Annotated in this window: 15 protein-coding genes; 12 read left to right on the top strand and 3 right to left on the bottom strand. The window is 62.8% G+C overall.

Going from position 1 to position 14806, the window contains the following annotated elements:
• Nucleotides 1-329 precede the first annotated feature (329 nt).
• The 6 genes from ACU5AZ_RS17200 to ACU5AZ_RS17175 all read left to right on the top strand — a co-directional run bounded on the left by ACU5AZ_RS17200 (nt 330) and on the right by ACU5AZ_RS17175 (nt 6055).
• Complete coding sequence (locus ACU5AZ_RS17200) at nt 330-1262, top strand: choline ABC transporter substrate-binding protein (protein ID WP_446823551.1); 933 nt, start codon at nt 330-332, stop codon at nt 1260-1262.
• Between the two features lie 78 nt (nt 1263-1340).
• Nucleotides 1341-2234, top strand: a complete 894-nt coding sequence (gene choW, locus ACU5AZ_RS17195) for a choline ABC transporter permease subunit (protein ID WP_446823550.1) — start codon at nt 1341-1343, stop codon at nt 2232-2234.
• The gene (gene choV, locus ACU5AZ_RS17190; protein WP_446823549.1) at nt 2231-3286 is read left to right on the top strand and encodes a choline ABC transporter ATP-binding protein; all 1056 of its coding nucleotides are present in this window, start codon (nt 2231-2233) and stop codon (nt 3284-3286) included. Before choW ends, choV begins: the two co-directional genes overlap by 4 nt.
• Before the next feature lie 14 nt (nt 3287-3300).
• The gene (locus tag ACU5AZ_RS17185; protein ID WP_446823548.1) at nt 3301-4059 is read left to right on the top strand and encodes a HugZ family pyridoxamine 5'-phosphate oxidase; all 759 of its coding nucleotides are present in this window, start codon (nt 3301-3303) and stop codon (nt 4057-4059) included.
• Nucleotides 4060-4134: 75 nt separating this feature from the next.
• A complete protein-coding gene (locus ACU5AZ_RS17180; protein ID WP_446823547.1) occupies nt 4135-4458 on the top strand; it encodes an ArsR/SmtB family transcription factor in 324 nt (107 codons plus the stop codon).
• Nucleotides 4459-4726: 268 nt separating this feature from the next.
• The gene (locus tag ACU5AZ_RS17175; protein ID WP_446823546.1) at nt 4727-6055 is read left to right on the top strand and encodes an aminotransferase class III-fold pyridoxal phosphate-dependent enzyme; all 1329 of its coding nucleotides are present in this window, start codon (nt 4727-4729) and stop codon (nt 6053-6055) included.
• A gap of 116 nt (nt 6056-6171) precedes the next feature.
• Here ACU5AZ_RS17175 and ACU5AZ_RS17170 read toward each other — a convergent pair whose 3' ends face one another.
• Complete coding sequence (locus tag ACU5AZ_RS17170; protein WP_446823545.1) at nt 6172-7491, bottom strand: GGDEF domain-containing protein; 1320 nt, start codon at nt 7489-7491, stop codon at nt 6172-6174.
• A 208-nt stretch (nt 7492-7699) separates the two neighbouring features.
• Here ACU5AZ_RS17170 and ACU5AZ_RS17165 point away from each other — a divergent pair, with 208 nt between their 5' ends.
• The 4 genes from ACU5AZ_RS17165 to ACU5AZ_RS17150 all read left to right on the top strand — a co-directional run bounded on the left by ACU5AZ_RS17165 (nt 7700) and on the right by ACU5AZ_RS17150 (nt 10421).
• Nucleotides 7700-8113, top strand: a complete 414-nt coding sequence (locus ACU5AZ_RS17165) for a rhodanese-like domain-containing protein (protein WP_446823544.1) — start codon at nt 7700-7702, stop codon at nt 8111-8113.
• An 80-nt stretch (nt 8114-8193) separates the two neighbouring features.
• Complete coding sequence (gene ade, locus ACU5AZ_RS17160) at nt 8194-9888, top strand: adenine deaminase (protein WP_446823543.1); 1695 nt, start codon at nt 8194-8196, stop codon at nt 9886-9888.
• A gap of 61 nt (nt 9889-9949) precedes the next feature.
• Nucleotides 9950-10195 (top strand): DUF4160 domain-containing protein, encoded by a 246-nt coding sequence (locus tag ACU5AZ_RS17155; protein ID WP_446823542.1) that lies wholly within the window; start codon nt 9950-9952, stop codon nt 10193-10195.
• Nucleotides 10176-10421, top strand: a complete 246-nt coding sequence (locus tag ACU5AZ_RS17150) for a DUF2442 domain-containing protein (RefSeq protein ID WP_446823541.1) — start codon at nt 10176-10178, stop codon at nt 10419-10421. Before ACU5AZ_RS17155 ends, ACU5AZ_RS17150 begins: the two co-directional genes overlap by 20 nt.
• Here the strand turns inward: ACU5AZ_RS17150 and aac(6') are convergent, their stop codons facing one another.
• Both aac(6') and bglA read right to left on the bottom strand, forming a co-directional pair.
• On the bottom strand, nt 10422-10874 hold the full coding sequence (gene aac(6'), locus ACU5AZ_RS17145; RefSeq protein ID WP_446823540.1) for an aminoglycoside 6'-N-acetyltransferase: 453 nt from the start codon (nt 10872-10874) through the stop codon (nt 10422-10424). It lies immediately after the preceding gene.
• Nucleotides 10874-12529: a beta-galactosidase BglA gene (gene bglA, locus ACU5AZ_RS17140; protein ID WP_446823539.1), complete on the bottom strand. Its 1656-nt coding sequence runs from the start codon at nt 12527-12529 to the stop codon at nt 10874-10876. Before bglA ends, aac(6') begins: the two co-directional genes overlap by 1 nt.
• A 168-nt stretch (nt 12530-12697) precedes the next feature.
• On the opposite strand from bglA, the gene ACU5AZ_RS17135 reads away from it, so the two are divergent.
• The gene (locus ACU5AZ_RS17135) at nt 12698-13609 is read left to right on the top strand and encodes a sugar kinase (RefSeq protein WP_446823538.1); all 912 of its coding nucleotides are present in this window, start codon (nt 12698-12700) and stop codon (nt 13607-13609) included.
• Nucleotides 13610-13709: 100 nt separating this feature from the next.
• Nucleotides 13710-14804: a glycosyltransferase family 4 protein gene (locus ACU5AZ_RS17130; protein ID WP_446823537.1), complete on the top strand. Its 1095-nt coding sequence runs from the start codon at nt 13710-13712 to the stop codon at nt 14802-14804.
• Nucleotides 14805-14806: the final 2 nt, after the last annotated feature.

Here is a 14806-nt window from a genome sequence, read left to right as displayed (position 1 = left end):
CTAAAACATGCAAAAGCCAGCAAAAATCACAGATATTTCAATGAAAATTGCCTCAAGGGGTTGCCCTCTGGGGAGGCTGCCGTTAGGTCACACCCGCCCTCTCCGGGCTTGCCTCACCGTTCCACCGCCGCCGTGCGCCCGCATGCGGCATGATCAAACTTCCAGGCCAACTCCCCCGCGCGATTAAATTTTAGCCATTCCTGAAAGTCGCAAACGCATAGGGCAAACTGGCGCAAACGAACCGAAACCGCTTGATTGGTTAGGGTATTGGTGCTTGGCTTGGGAACAAAAATTAAGACTGGGAGTCAAACATGCAGAAAACAAGCATAATGGGAATCTTTATGGCCTCGGCCATGTCCATCGTCGGCTTTGGCAGCGCGATGGCAGCGGAAGCTGACAGCTGCAAGGCAGTCCGCTTCTCCGACGTCGGCTGGACCGACATCACCGCGACGACGGCAACGACGTCCGTTGTCCTCAAGGCTCTCGGCTACGAGCCGAGCGTGACCGTTCTCTCCGTTCCGGTGACCTACACCTCGCTGAAGAACAAGGACATCGACGTCTTCCTCGGCAACTGGATGCCGACGATGGAAGCCGACCTGAAGCCCTACCGCGATGACGGTTCTGTCGAAAGCGTACGCGCCAACCTTGAAGGCGCCAAGTACACGCTGGCCACGAACGGCAAGGGCGCCGAAATCGGCATCAAGGATTTCGCCGACATCGCCAAGCATGCCGACGAACTCGACGGCAAGATCTACGGTATCGAGCCGGGCAATGACGGCAACCGCCTGATCCTCGACATGATCAAGGACGACAAGTTCGGCCTGAAGGATTTCGAACTCGTCGAGTCCTCCGAACAGGGTATGCTGGCCCAGGTCGCTCGTGTGAAGAAGTCGGGCGATCCGATCGTCTTCCTCGGCTGGGCGCCGCATCCGATGAACGTCCGCTTCGACCTGACCTACCTGGCCGGCGGCGATGACGTCTTCGGCCCCGACTTCGGCGGAGCGACCGTCTACACCAACGTGCGCGCCGGCTACACCAGCGAATGCCCGAACGTTGGCGCCCTGCTCAAGAACCTGTCCTTCACGCTGCCGATGGAAAGCGAGATCATGGGCAAGATCCTGGACGACGGCGAAGAGCCGGAAGCCGCCGCAACGGAATGGCTGAAGGCCAATCCGGACGCCATCGAGCCGTGGCTCGCCGGTGTCACGACCTTCGACGGCGGCGACTCGGTTGCCGCGGTAAAGTCGGCTCTCGGCCTCTGATGACATGACGAAACGGGGTGCCTTGGCACCCCGTTTCCGATTGCATCGACAGTCTAAACACGGGGGCCCCACTCAGCCATGTTTTCAGACAACTCCTTCCTTTTCGACAAGGACTACAAGATCGCCATCGGCCGATGGTCGGAAACCTTCTTCGAATGGCTTACCGACAATTTCGGCTGGTTCTTCAACTTCGTCACCAAGGTCCTGAAATCCTGCATCGATGCACTGGTCTACGTGCTGCAGATGCCCGAACTGAAAGGCACCGGATACGAGAACTACTACGGCGTCTTCGTCATCCTCGTCTTCACGGCGGCGACCTGGTATTTCAGGCGCAGCCTTTCCAATGCGCTGCTCGTGCTAATCGGCTTCCTGCTGATCATGAACCAGGGCTATTGGAAGGAAACCACAGAAACACTGGCGCTGGTCGTCGTCGCCACGGCGGTCTGTATGATCATCGGCGTTCCGATCGGGATCGCCGCTGCCCGTCGCGCCTGGCTCTACTCCGTCATCCGCCCCATTCTCGACCTCATGCAGACGCTGCCGACCTTCGTCTACCTGATCCCGGCCCTCATCCTGTTCGGCCTCGGCATGGTGCCCGGCCTCATTGCAACAGTGATCTTCGCCATCCCGGCGCCGATCCGCCTCACCCGCCTCGGCATCATCTCGACGCCCGGCTCACTGGTGGAAGCCGCAGAAGCATTCGGCGCCAGGCCGCTGCAGGTGCTGACCAAGGTGGAGTTGCCCTTCGCGCTGCCGCAGATCATGGCCGGCCTCACGCAGACCATCATGCTCTCACTGTCGATGGTGGTCATCGCCGCCCTCGTCGGTGCGCCCGGGCTCGGCGTTCCGGTCGTACGCGCGCTCAATACGGTGAACGTCGCCAAGGGCTTCGAGGCCGGGACCTGCATCGTCATCCTGGCGATCATCCTCGACCGCGTGTTCCGCATTTCCGATGAAGGAGAAGGCGCATGAGTGACGCTGTCATCTTCAAGAACGTTGACATCGTGTTCGGCGACAAGCCCGGACCGGCGATCCCGATGATCGACGCCGGCAAGACCCGTGACGAGATCAGCCGCGAGACCGGCCTCGTTCTCGGCGTCGCCGACGCCTCGCTGACGGTCAAGGAAGGCGAGATCCTCGTTCTCATGGGCCTGTCGGGTTCCGGCAAGTCGACGCTGCTGCGCGCCGTCAATGCGCTGGCGCCAGTGGTCCGCGGCGAAGTATCGGTGATCACCCCGAACGGGCCGGTCAATCCCTACAGTGCCAATGCCCGGACGCTGCGCGATCTACGCACGCACACCGTCTCCATGGTGTTCCAGCAGTTCGCGCTGCTGCCCTGGCGGACCGTCGCCGAGAATGTCGGCTTCGGCCTAGAGCTCGCCGGCATGCCGGAGAAGGAGCTGAACGCGAAGGTCGACGAACAGCTCGAACTCGTCAATCTCACCCAGTGGAAGAACCGCAAGGTGGGCGAGCTCTCCGGCGGCATGCAGCAGCGCGTCGGGCTCGCCCGCGCCTTTGCGACGGGCGCGCCCATCCTCCTGATGGACGAACCCTTCTCGGCGCTCGACCCGCTGATCAGGACACGGCTTCAGGACGAACTCCTCGAATTCCAGCGTCGGCTGAAGAAGACCATCCTCTTCGTCAGCCACGACCTCGACGAGGCGGTCAGGATCGGCAATCGCATTGCCATCATGGAAGGCGGCCGGATCATCCAGTGCGGCACCCCGCAGGACATCGTCAGAAATCCGGAAAACGACTACGTCGCCGATTTCGTCCAGCACCTGAACCCCATCAACCTGCTGCTCGCCCGCGACGTGATGCGGCCGGGCGCCGGCGGAGCGGAAACCGGAAGCGGCGTGACCGGCACGACCTCGCCGACGACGCCGCTCGCCAACATCCTCGACGCGCTTTCGCGCCAGCCCGGCGTCATCGGCGTGGTCGAGAACGGTTCGGTCATCGGCACGATCGGCCCGCAGGACGTCATCTCCGGCCTGACGCGCCACAAGCGCGCCGAACCGGCGTAAGTCGGCCGGCGGACATGGCAGACAAGCCGTCGGTCATACGGGAAACGGACGATGAAGCGCGCGGGCTGGCCCGCGCGCTTCTGCGTTCGGCTTCCTATGCTGCGCTTTCGGTCCTGGAACCCGGCACAGGCTTTCCCTTTGTCAGCCGCACCCTGGTGGCGACGGCAACGGACTGTGCACCGGCCATACTTGTCTCGGCACTTTCGACGCATACGAAAGCCTTGCGCGCGGATGGCCGCGCCTCCCTGCTCGCCGGCGAACCGGGAAAGGGAGACCCGCTCGCCCACCCCCGTGTCACCGTTCAGTGCATCGCCGAACCGGTCGAACGCGACAGCCCGGCGCATGCGACATTGCGCCGCCGCTTCCTCGCTCGTCATCCGAAGGCGGCCCTGTATATAGACTTCCCTGACTTCAGCTTCTTCAGGCTGGTGCCGCAGCGTGCCAGCCTCAATGGTGGCTTCGGTCGGGCCTATCTCCTGGAGGGCAGCGAGTTTCTGATCGACCCGTCCGTCGCCGGCCGTCTGGAAGAGCACGAACAGGGCCTTCTGGACACCATCAATGCGGAATGGCCGGACGCTATTGCCAAGCTTGCGGCGATCAAGGGCCGCAGCCCGGCAAAGGGGTCTTGCAGGCTGGTCGGCATCGACGCAGCCGGCATCGACATCAAGAACGGCGACACTATAGTCCGCAAGGAATTCGCAAGGGTGGCGGACGACTTAGAAAATATGCGAGCCTTATTAAACGAACTAAATATTCCACTGTTGCAAAATTAAGAATGTACGATCCATGAATTGCTGATATACCACACGGCAATCCCAAGGCCCCACTTTAATACCGAGACCGAAACCATGACCGAGAAAAAGGCCCTTACCGTCTTCTGCGATGAGGCGGCCAGGATGCTGACTGCATTCGCAAACCCCAAACGATTGATGATCCTGAATTTTCTGCTGATGGGCGAAGTCGCCGTCGGCGATCTGGCCGAACGTGTCGAGCTCAGTCAGTCCGCCCTGTCGCAACACCTCTCCAAGCTCAGGGCACAGAAGCTGGTGGCCACCCGCCGGGAAGCCCAGACCATCTACTATTCAAGTAACAGCGAGGCCGTCGCCAGGCTGATGGCGCTGTTGAATGATCTTCATGCCGCCAAGGCGATGCACAGAGACACAGCTGCCTGAGGTCGAATTCGGCCGGCAGAGAGCTCTCCAGAAAGGTCGCCCCATCGGCGCATGCCGCATGTGACGACCTGGCATACATGCGCTTGTGTGCCCGGACGAAGCCTCCCGAACCTGCCGCCCCGACATCGCTCCACACCGTCGCAACGCCGAGGGAACGAGCCCTTGCCGCGCTCCTTGACGCAATGCGCAGCGCTGATAATTTGCCAACCGGTAAAAAACGACGGCCTTCGCACGGGAGGCCGTTTGGCCTTGGGCTCTGGAGAAAATAATGTCCAACAGATTGAATGCCACGCCGAACGATTTGCGCGCCTTTTGGATGCCGTTCACGGCGAACCGCCAGTTCAAGAAGGAACCGCGACTGTTCGTTGGCGCCAAGGACATGTATTACACCACCCATGACGGCCGCCAGGTCCTCGACGGCACCGCAGGCCTCTGGTGCGTCAATGCCGGTCACTGCCGCCCGAAGATCACGGAGGCCATCCGCGAGCAGGCCGGTGAGCTGGATTACGCGCCGGCCTTCCAGCTCGGCCATCCCAAGGCCTTCGAACTGGCAAACCGCCTGGTCGACATCGCGCCGGAGGGCATGAACCATGTTCTCTACACCAATTCCGGATCGGAATCGGTGGAAACGGCGCTGAAGGTGGCGCTTGCCTATCACCGCGCCAAGGGCGACGGCTCGCGCTTCCGCCTGATCGGCCGCGAGCGCGGTTATCACGGCGTGAACTTCGGCGGCATCTCGGTCGGCGGCATCGTCGCCAACCGCAAGATGTTCGGCACGCTCCTGACCGGCGTCGACCACATGCCGCACACCCACCTGCCCGGCCAGAACGCGTTCACCCGCGGTGAGCCGGAACACGGCGGCGATATCGCGACCGAACTGGAACGCATCGTCACGCTGCATGACGCCTCGACCATCGCCGCCGTCATCGTCGAGCCGGTCGCAGGCTCGACCGGCGTTCTCATCCCGCCGAAGGGCTACCTCAAGAAGCTCCGCGACATCTGCACCAAGCACGGCATCCTGCTGATCTTCGACGAAGTCATCACCGGTTTCGGCCGCCTCGGCACGCCGTTCGCGGCACAGTATTTCGACGTCAAGCCGGACATCATCACCACGGCGAAGGGCCTGACCAACGGCGTGATCCCGATGGGCGCCGTGTTCGTGACCTCGGAAATCCACGACGCCTTCATGAACGGGCCGGAACATCTGATCGAGTTCTTCCACGGCTACACCTATTCCGGCAACCCGATCGCGTCTGCCGCCGCTCTCGGCACGCTCGACACCTACAAGGAAGAAGGGCTTCTGACGCGCGGCGCCGAGATGGCCTCCTACTGGGAAGATGCGCTGCATTCGCTGAAGGATTGCCCGAACGTCATCGACATCCGCAACATCGGCCTGATCGGCGCGATCGAACTGTCGCCGATTGCCGGCGAGCCGACCAAGCGCGCGTTCACCGCCTTCCTGAAGGCTTATGAGAAGGGTCTACTGATCCGCACCACGGGCGACATCATCGCGCTGTCGCCGCCGCTGATCATCGAGAAGCACCACATCGACGAACTGTTCGGCAAGCTGCGCGAAATCCTGATGAACAACGTCTGAGGCGAGAAGCCGAAGGATATCAAGCGATCGCCTCCCCGCTCACCCGGGGAGGTTTTTCATGCAAAATACAGGTCGGATGACCGGCAGTGCTCGGCGGCAAGCCTCATCCCCCGCAGTCAGAACCTGTGAACCCGGTTGCGGCCCGACACCTTGGCCGCATAAAGCGCGTCGTCGGCCCGTTTCAGGACGTCGTTCAGTCCCTCGTCCTCGGCATGAAGCTCCGCCACGCCGATGCTGACCGTTACCGTCACGCTGCCGCCAACCACCGAAACGGCCTGCCGGGCAACCAGGTTGCGCAGCATTTCCGCATAGACGACGGCATCGTCGAGCGACTTGCCCTTCATGACGAAGAAGAACTCCTCGCCGCCGGCGCGGGCCATCAGGCCATCGCCGCGGACACGATCGTCGAGACGCTCGGCAACCTCCCGCAGGACGATGTCGCCACCGGCATGGCCGAACCGGTCATTGATCGATTTGAAATGGTCGATGTCGAGGACGAGCACGCAAAGCGGCTCCTCGTCCTGCCGCGACTGGTCGATCATCGCCGAACCGGCGGTGAAGAACTTGCGGCGGTTGAAACAGTTCGTCAGCGGGTCGCGCTCGGCCGCGTCGATCAGCTTGGTCTCGAGCTCCTTCTGCTCGGTGATGTCGAGCATGGCGCCCGCAAGTCCGATGACCTCTCCGCTCTCGCCGATCATCGCCGCCTTGTGGAAACTGACGATGTGCCTGCGGTCGTTCGCCGCGAAACGCACCTGGGCTTCGTAAATCTGCACGCCACGCTCGCGCATCAATGCTTCGTCGGCGTCTTCATAGGTTTTGGCGAGATCGGACGGCGCGACGTCATGGACGGAACTGCCGATCACTTCGGCGCGGCTGCGACCGATGAAGGCGGAAAAGGCCTTGTTGCATCCGATGTAGCGCCCCTGCCGGTCCTTGTAGAAGATCGGCGACGGCAGCGTGTCGATGCAGGTCTGCAGGAAGGCGCGATCGGCCGCAACCTTGCCGAGGCGAGCCGCATCGGCCGACTGCCGCGCCATCATTCGCCTGGCTCTCGCGATAACCGCGTCCGGTGCCCCGGCTATCTCCATCACGTCGTCGGCGCCCAGTTCGATCACCCGCGCCGCCCACGTCGGCGACAGGGCGATATCGGTGACGGCAATCAGATAGGCGTCGTCGCCGAGCCGCTCGCGGAACGCCGCGACATCGCGTCCGAGCCTGCCCGCATCAACGCGGACGAAATAGATGGCGCCGGCGGCACCTTCGGGTCTTTCCGCGATAGACCTGATGCCGGCTTGCAGGCCCCAGCCCGGTATCTCCATATTGTCTTCAGACCACCAGTAAAGCGTCGGCGCCGGCAGATTGTCAGGACAGTGACGGGAATTGGGAGGTGAAACGACGGGCAGGCTCTGATCGAGCATAGATGCGGGTGTCTGCATAGGGAGCGGGCCTCGAAAAATCGCAGGTGAGTTCTAGTCCACGTTGATTATCGAACTGTTAAGCTGGTGAGAGTTCACAACAAAACATCACGCACTCCGCCCGCCCGCGCGCGGTGACATATCCCGCATATATGTTTTTTCGCCTGCCGCTGTTTTCGCAGGGCGCAAGCGACGCTAGGCTGCCCTTGAGGTCGCTTGGCAGATGCGAATGGAGGAGCGAATGAAAAAGGGATACAGGCAGTTGCTCGACGAAGCGAATGCGCAGGTCGTGGCGGTCAGCGCGGTTGACGCGACCACCCTCCACGGCGATCCCGGCATCGTCTTCGTCGACCTGCGCGATCCGCGCGAGCGGGAACGCGAAGGCACCATCCCCGACGCATTCTCCTGCCCGCGCGGCATGCTCGAATTCTGGATCGATCCGGAAAGCCCTTATGCCAAACCGGTCTTCGCAGAGGACAGGCGCTTCGTCTTCTTCTGCGCCAGCGGCTGGCGTTCGGCGCTCGCCGCCAAGACCGCGGAAGACATGGGGCTTGAGAAGGTGAGCCACGTGGCGGGCGGCTTCACCGCCTGGCGCGACGCCGGCGGCCCGGTCGTAACCGTCGGACACAAGCCAAAAGCCTGAACCCGAAACCCGCCTCCCGCCATTTCCTTGCGCATCGGTGGGGGCTACACTTGCTGCAAAGCAACATGGAGCAGATTCGCATGAGTGACCTCAGCCGCCGTATCGACCAGGGCGTGGGCCGTGAAAAGGCGGACATCGTGCTGAAGGGCGGGCGCTTCTTCGATCTCGTTACCGGCGAACTCGTGCATTCCGATATCGCCATATGCGGCGACACCATCGTCGGCACGCTCGGCGAATACAGCGGCAACGAGGAATTCGACATTTCCGGCCGGATCGTCGTCCCCGGCTTCATCGACACCCACCTGCACATCGAATCCTCGCTGGTCACCCCGCATGAATTCGATCGCTGCGTACTGCCCTATGGCGTCACCACGGCCATCTGCGACCCGCACGAGATTGCCAATGTGCTGGGCGCGGAAGGCATCAGCTTCTTCCTGGAGTCGGCCACGGAAACGATCATGGACATCCGAGTCCAGCTCTCCTCCTGCGTGCCGGCGACCCATCTCGAAACGGCGGGCGCAGACCTGCCGATCGAAAGCCTCCTGCCCTTCCGCGACCATCCAAAAGTGATCGGCCTGGCGGAATTCATGAACTTCCCTGGCGTGATCCACAAGGATCCGATCTGCATGGCAAAGCTCGAAGCCTTCCAGGGCGGGCATATCGATGGCCATGCGCCGCTCCTGCGCGGCAACGACCTCAACGGCTATCTTTCCGCCGGCATCCGCACCGACCACGAATGCACGAGCGCCGAGGAAGCGCTGGAGAAGATCCGCAAGGGCATGCACATCCTCGTGCGTGAAGGCTCCGTTTCCAAGGATCTGCACGCGTTGATGTCGATCCTCACGGAGCGCCTGTCGCCCTTCGTCGCGCTGTGCACGGACGACAGAAACCCGCTCGACATCGCCGAGCAAGGCCATCTTGATTACATGATCCGCACCGCGATCCGCGCCGGCGTGCAGCCGATCGCCGTCTACCGCGCCGCCTCCATTTCCGCCGCCCGCGCCTTCGGCCTGCGCGACCGCGGCCTGATCGCGCCCGGCTGGCGCGCCGATCTTGTGGTGATCGACAGCCTGGAGAGTTGCACCGCCGAGTTCGTCTTCTCCGCCGGGCGGATCGTCACGGAAAGATTGTTCGCCTCGCGCCGGCCGGTCGCCCCGGTCGGGCTCGAAAGCGTCAAGGCCAATCCCGTCAATGCCGCCGATTTCGGCGTGCCGGCCAGCGCGCTGGAAACATCGGTCATCGGCGTCCTGCCCGGCAAGATCATCACCGAGAACCGCCGCTTTCAGCTGCCGTCGAAGGGCAACCAGACCGGCGTCGATCTCGACCGCGACATCATCAAGGTCGCAGTCATTGAGCGTCACGGCAAGAACGGCAACCATGCCAACGGCTTCGTCCAGGGCTTCGGCCTGAAAAAGGGCGCGATCGCCTCGACCGTCGGCCATGACAGCCACAACATCTGCGTCGTCGGGGTCAACGAGGACGACATGGCGCGGGCCGCCAACCGGCTCTCCGAGATCAACGGCGGCTTCGTCGTCGTCGAGGACGGCAAGATAACCGGCGAGATCGCCCTGCCCGTCGCCGGACTGATGAGCCTGGAGCCCTACGAAAGTGTCCGCGACACGCTGCACGACCTACGACAGGCTGCCTACGCCCTCGGCGCCACGCTGGAAGAACCCTTCCTGCAACTCGCCTTCCTGCCGCTGCCGGTGATCCCGCACCTGAAGATCTCCGACAAGGGCATGGTCGACGTCGACAATTTCACGCTGATGGGGTGAAGGAGGGGCACTCCCTTGCTCGCTTTGCAATATCAGGCATCATCCAGTCTTGGAGAACCCCATGCCTGTCGTCTTTCGCTTCAACAATCTGACCTTCTTTTTCTATTCCAATGAAGGTGATCCGCGCGAGCCGATGCACATTCATGTGCGTTGCGCCGGCTGCGAGGCGAAGGTCTGGCTGGAGCCGGCGATCGGCGTAGCTGAAAGCCGAGGCTTCAACAGAAAAGAGCTATCTGTTATCGTCCGCAAGGTGATCGATAACCGTCACCTCATAACGCAGGCTTGGCATGAACATTTCTCCGACTGATGTCCGCTTCGATGACGAGACCATGTGGGTATCGCTTGATGACGGCCGTACGATCGGCGTACCGCTGGCCTGGTTCCCGCGCCTGCTGACGGCGACGCAGCCGCAGCGCCAGAATTTCGAGCTCAGTCCAGCGGGAATTCATTGGGATCATCTGGATGAGGACATCTCGATCGCTGGGCTGCTGGCGGGTCGTGGCGACCAGACTGTCAAGAAGCCTGCGGCCTGATCACTCAAGCGCCTTGCGGAAGAAGACCACGCGTTCGGTGTCTTCGAAGCCGAGCGACCAGTGCATCTCGTGCGACACGGTGTTGTCGGCATAGGCGTCCGAGCCGAGTTCGGTCATGCCTTTTTGCCTGGCCCATCCTTCCACAGCCTGCACAAGCAACCCGGCGACACCTTTGCGGCGCGCTTCCGGAGCGACGTAAATGCCCTCGAGGAAGGCGACCGGGGACGTCTTGCAGCCGCTGACGGAGTCATGACGGATGCTGACTTCGGCAAAGCCGACAGGACCGGACACATCATCGACCGCCAGGAAGCCGGCAAACCGGTCCGGGCGGGTGAGCATCGCCTCCACCTCGGCGAACAGGTGCTCCTCGGTGTGCTCATGCCACAGGACATGGCGGAAGCGGACCCAGTCCGCTGCCTGATCCGTCGTACATCGAACGATCCCGACCGACATCATTCCCCTCCCATAGTGCCTGCAAACCCGCTCATCGGCGGCAGCGTGACGACGCCGTTCTTCAATGTCGCCTCCATCGCCGGCGCAGTGAGCGGCTGGCAGCCGACAAAATGCTCCGGCAACGCATAGTCCTGTGGCTGCCGCGTCAGGTTGAAGACGAAGAGCAGATGCGCCCCGTCCTTCTCCCGCGTGAAGGCCAGAAGATCGGCATTGCCGCCGAGGAACATCATGTCGCCGTCGAACAGGGCAGGATGCGACCGGCGGAAGGCGAGAACGGCACGGTAGTGCTCCATCACCGAACCCTCGACGCCATCCTGTCCATCCACGGCCAGTGCGAGATGCTCCGGCTTCACCGGCAGCCAGGGCTTGGCCGTGCTGAAACCGCCATTCGGTTGCTGCCGCTCCCAGACCATCGGCGTGCGGCATCCGTCGCGGCCCTTGAAGGCCGGCCAGAAGCGGATGCCGTAGGGATCGGTCAGTTCCTCGAAAGCGAGTTCCGCCTCAGGCAATCCCAACTCCTCGCCCTGATAGAGGCAGATCGAGCCGCGCAGGCAGGCCAGAATGCTGATCGCCAGCTTTGCCACGGTCTCGTATTCGGCGGGACTGTGGGCAAAGCGGCTCACATGGCGGTGTACGTCGTGATTGGAAAACGCCCAGCAGACCCATCCATCCGACACCTGCTTCTGGAACTCGATGACGCAGCGGCGAATGTGATCGGCGGTAAAGTCCGGGCTCAGCAGGTCGAACGTGTAGCACATGTGCAGCTTGTCGCCGCCGCTCGTGTAATTGGCGACCGTCTTCAGCGATCGCGCCCCGTCGCCCACCTCGCCGACCGATGTCCGGCCCTCATAGGTGTCGAGCAATGCGCGGAAGCGCTTCAGGAAGTCGATATTCTCCGGCTGCGTCTTGTCGTAGAGATGGTTCTGCATGCCGTAGGGATTGACGTCGGGCGCGTCGAGACCGACGGCATCCGGATCCGGCTCCAGCGGCGGGTTGTCGCGCAGGTGCTTGTCGTGCACGAAGAAATTCACGGTATCGAGCCGGAAGCCGTCTACGTCCCGGTCGAGCCAGAACTTCACCGCTTTCAGCAGAGCCTCCTGCACCTCCGGATTGTGGAAGTTGAGATCGGGTTGCGAGGCGAGGAAGTTGTGCATGTAATACTGCTTGCGCACGCCGTCCCATTCCCAGGCCGGTCCGCCGAAGATCGACAGCCAGTTGTTCGGGGCCGTGCCGTCGCGCTTGGGATCGGCCCAGACATACCAATCGGCCTTGGGATTGTCGCGGCTGGAACGGCTTTCCTTGAACCAAGGATGCTGGTCTGAGCTGTGCGAGAGCACCTGGTCGATGATGATCTTCAGCCCAAGATCATGGGCCTTGGCGACCAGCGCGTCGAAATCGGCGAGCGTGCCGAACATCGGATCGACATCGCAATAATCCGAGACGTCGTAACCCATGTCGGCCATCGGCGAGGCGAAGAAGGGCGACAGCCAGATGGCGTCGACGCCGAGCGAGGCGATGTGGTCCAGACGCTGGGTGATGCCCTTGAGATCGCCGATCCCGTCGCCGCTGGTGTCCTGGTACGATCGCGGATAGACCTGATAGATGACGCCGCCGCGCCACCAGTCCGCACCCGTATTCGTCCTGCCAGCCGCCATCTGAACCTCTCATCCTGTCGGTTTGAATTCGGATAGACCGATGCCCGCGGGCGGTCTCCAGACACAAGGGGTAAAGCACAATACCCCGAACCGCAATGCAGCATGGGCGTCTTGTCTGCACCGCGTCAAAAGGCTAGGACCGCTCGGGCAGCAATCCTGGAGGCGGACTTGGCGAAGCGTTTTCTTTCCATCGGCGAGTGCATGGTCGAACTGTCGCAGGCCGAAGGCGGCCTTCTGCGCAAGGGCTATGCCGGCGACACCTTCAACACCGCCTGGTACGCCCGCATCTGCCTGCCGACCGACTGGACGGTCTCCTATTATACCGCGCTTGGCGACGACCCGGTCTCCGACGAGATGCTCGCTTTCATGGCAAAGGCCGATGTCGAAACCGGCGACATCCGCCGCATCAAGGGCCGCACGCCCGGCCTCTACATGATCCACCTGAAGGACGGGGAACGCTCCTTCAGCTACTGGCGCGACACCTCCGCCGCCAAGAATCTGGCCGCCGACCCCGACCACCTCCGCCGCGCCATCGACGCGGCCGACATCGTCTATGTCTCCGGCGTCACGCTCGCCATCCTGAAGCCCGACGGCCTCGACACGCTGCTTTCCGAACTGCGCCGCGCCAAGGTCGCCGGCAAGCCGGTCGCCTTCGATCCGAACCTGCGTCCACGCCTCTGGCCGGACCGGCAGACCATGCTCGACACGATCAGCCTTGGCGCGCGCGCCGCCTCGATCGTCCTCCCCGGCTTCGATGACGAGGCCGCCCATTTTGGCGACGCATCGATCGACGCGACCCTCGACCGCTACAAGGGGCTCGGCTCCACCGGTATCGTCGTCAAGGACGGCGGCAAGGGCGCGACCCTCGATTTCGGCGATGGCAGCATCCATGTTCCGGCAACGGCGGTCGACAAGGTCGTCGACACCACCAGCGCCGGCGACAGCTACAACGGCGCCTTCCTTGCCCGCTATCTCGATGGCGCGTCGCCGGAAGACGCCGCCGCCTTCGCGGGAAAGGTCGCATCCCGCGTCATCAGCCATCACGGCGCCCTGATACCGGCGGAAAAGCTCGGCGTCTGAGCCGGTCGGCCGCACTGTAATAATCACGTCACACGACGCAGGCATGGTCCGGGCGTGCTGGAGCCAGCCCGGCCTCGGCAAGCACGGGTGTGACTGTGGAATGACACGAATCATCATTGTCTCCGATGCCTGGCATCCTCAGGTCAACGGCGTCGTCCGCTCGATCGAGATGACCTCGCAGGAACTCGACAAGATGGGCTTCGAGACGGTGATGATCACGCCGCAGCTCTTCCGCTCCTTCCCCTGCCCGTCCTATCCGGAAATCCGCCTGTCACTCTGCACCGCGGGCTCCGTCGGCAAGAAGATCGAGGCAGCCCAGCCCGCCTTCGTCCACATCGCCACCGAAGGCCCGCTTGGCTATGCCGCCCGCGCCTGGTGCCGGCGCAAGGGCATGCCCTTCTCGACGAGCTACCACACCCGCTTTCCCGAATATGTCGCCGCCCGCTTTCCCGTCCCCCTGACGCTGCTCTACGGCATCATGCGCCGCTTCCACAATGCCGGCTCGGGCTGCATGGTGGCGACACAGAGCCTCGAGAACGACCTGGCCGCGCATGGTTTCAAGAACCTGATGCGCTGGAGCCGCGGTATTGACGGTGTCCTCTTCCATCCTCGCGAAAAGCAGGAGCGGCCTTTCGGCCTGCCGCGCCCGATCTTCATGACCGTCGGCCGCGTGGCGATCGAAAAGAATCTGCCGGCCTTCCTGGATCTCGATCTTCCGGGCTCCAAGGTCGTCGTCGGCGACGGCCCGGATCTCGAAAAGCTGAAAGCGCACTATCCGGACGTCCATTTCACCGGCGTGAAGTTTGGCGAGGAACTTGCGGCGGCCTATGCCGAGGCCGACGTCTTCGTCTTCCCGTCGAAGACCGATACGTTCGGCAACACCATCCTCGAAGCGCTGGCAAGCGGGGTGCCCGTGGCAGCCTATCCGGTCATGGGGCCGATCGATATCATCGGCGGGGACCCTAAGGCCGGGGCACTCAACGACGACCTGCGTCAGGCCTGCCTCGAAGCCCTGCCGTTGAAGGGCGAAGACGCCCACGCCCACTCCGAAGCCTTCACCTGGGAGGCAGCGACACGGCAATTCCTCGACAATGTCTTCAAGGCGAACGGCATCCCGCCGTCGCGGCGTTTCGGCCTGTTCCGCCGGCGCCAGAGCGCGGAATCAATCACGCAGGAAATACCGGCATCCCATTGATG

This window comes from Rhizobium sp. PAMB 3182 (genome assembly GCF_052908355.1).
Note: the sequence above shows the minus strand (reverse complement) of the source record. Positions and strands in the feature narration are given on the sequence as shown.

What these genes read in the sequence shown, in the direction of transcription:
- ACU5AZ_RS17200 (WP_446823551.1), top strand. Translation starts at nt 330, where the DNA reads ATGGGAATCTTTATGGCCTCGGCCATGTCCATCGTCGGCTTTGGCAGC.
- choW (WP_446823550.1), top strand. Translation starts at nt 1,341, where the DNA reads ATGTTTTCAGACAACTCCTTCCTTTTCGACAAGGACTACAAGATCGCC.
- choV (WP_446823549.1), top strand. Translation starts at nt 2,231, where the DNA reads ATGAGTGACGCTGTCATCTTCAAGAACGTTGACATCGTGTTCGGCGAC.
- ACU5AZ_RS17185 (WP_446823548.1), top strand. Translation starts at nt 3,301, where the DNA reads ATGGCAGACAAGCCGTCGGTCATACGGGAAACGGACGATGAAGCGCGC.
- ACU5AZ_RS17180 (WP_446823547.1), top strand. Translation starts at nt 4,135, where the DNA reads ATGACCGAGAAAAAGGCCCTTACCGTCTTCTGCGATGAGGCGGCCAGG.
- ACU5AZ_RS17175 (WP_446823546.1), top strand. Translation starts at nt 4,727, where the DNA reads ATGTCCAACAGATTGAATGCCACGCCGAACGATTTGCGCGCCTTTTGG.
- ACU5AZ_RS17170 (WP_446823545.1), bottom strand. Translation starts at nt 7,491, where the DNA reads ATGCAGACACCCGCATCTATGCTCGATCAGAGCCTGCCCGTCGTTTCA.
- ACU5AZ_RS17165 (WP_446823544.1), top strand. Translation starts at nt 7,700, where the DNA reads ATGGAGGAGCGAATGAAAAAGGGATACAGGCAGTTGCTCGACGAAGCG.
- ade (WP_446823543.1), top strand. Translation starts at nt 8,194, where the DNA reads ATGAGTGACCTCAGCCGCCGTATCGACCAGGGCGTGGGCCGTGAAAAG.
- ACU5AZ_RS17155 (WP_446823542.1), top strand. Translation starts at nt 9,950, where the DNA reads ATGCCTGTCGTCTTTCGCTTCAACAATCTGACCTTCTTTTTCTATTCC.
- ACU5AZ_RS17150 (WP_446823541.1), top strand. Translation starts at nt 10,176, where the DNA reads ATGAACATTTCTCCGACTGATGTCCGCTTCGATGACGAGACCATGTGG.
- bglA (WP_446823539.1), bottom strand. Translation starts at nt 12,529, where the DNA reads ATGGCGGCTGGCAGGACGAATACGGGTGCGGACTGGTGGCGCGGCGGC.
- ACU5AZ_RS17130 (WP_446823537.1), top strand. Translation starts at nt 13,710, where the DNA reads ATGACACGAATCATCATTGTCTCCGATGCCTGGCATCCTCAGGTCAAC.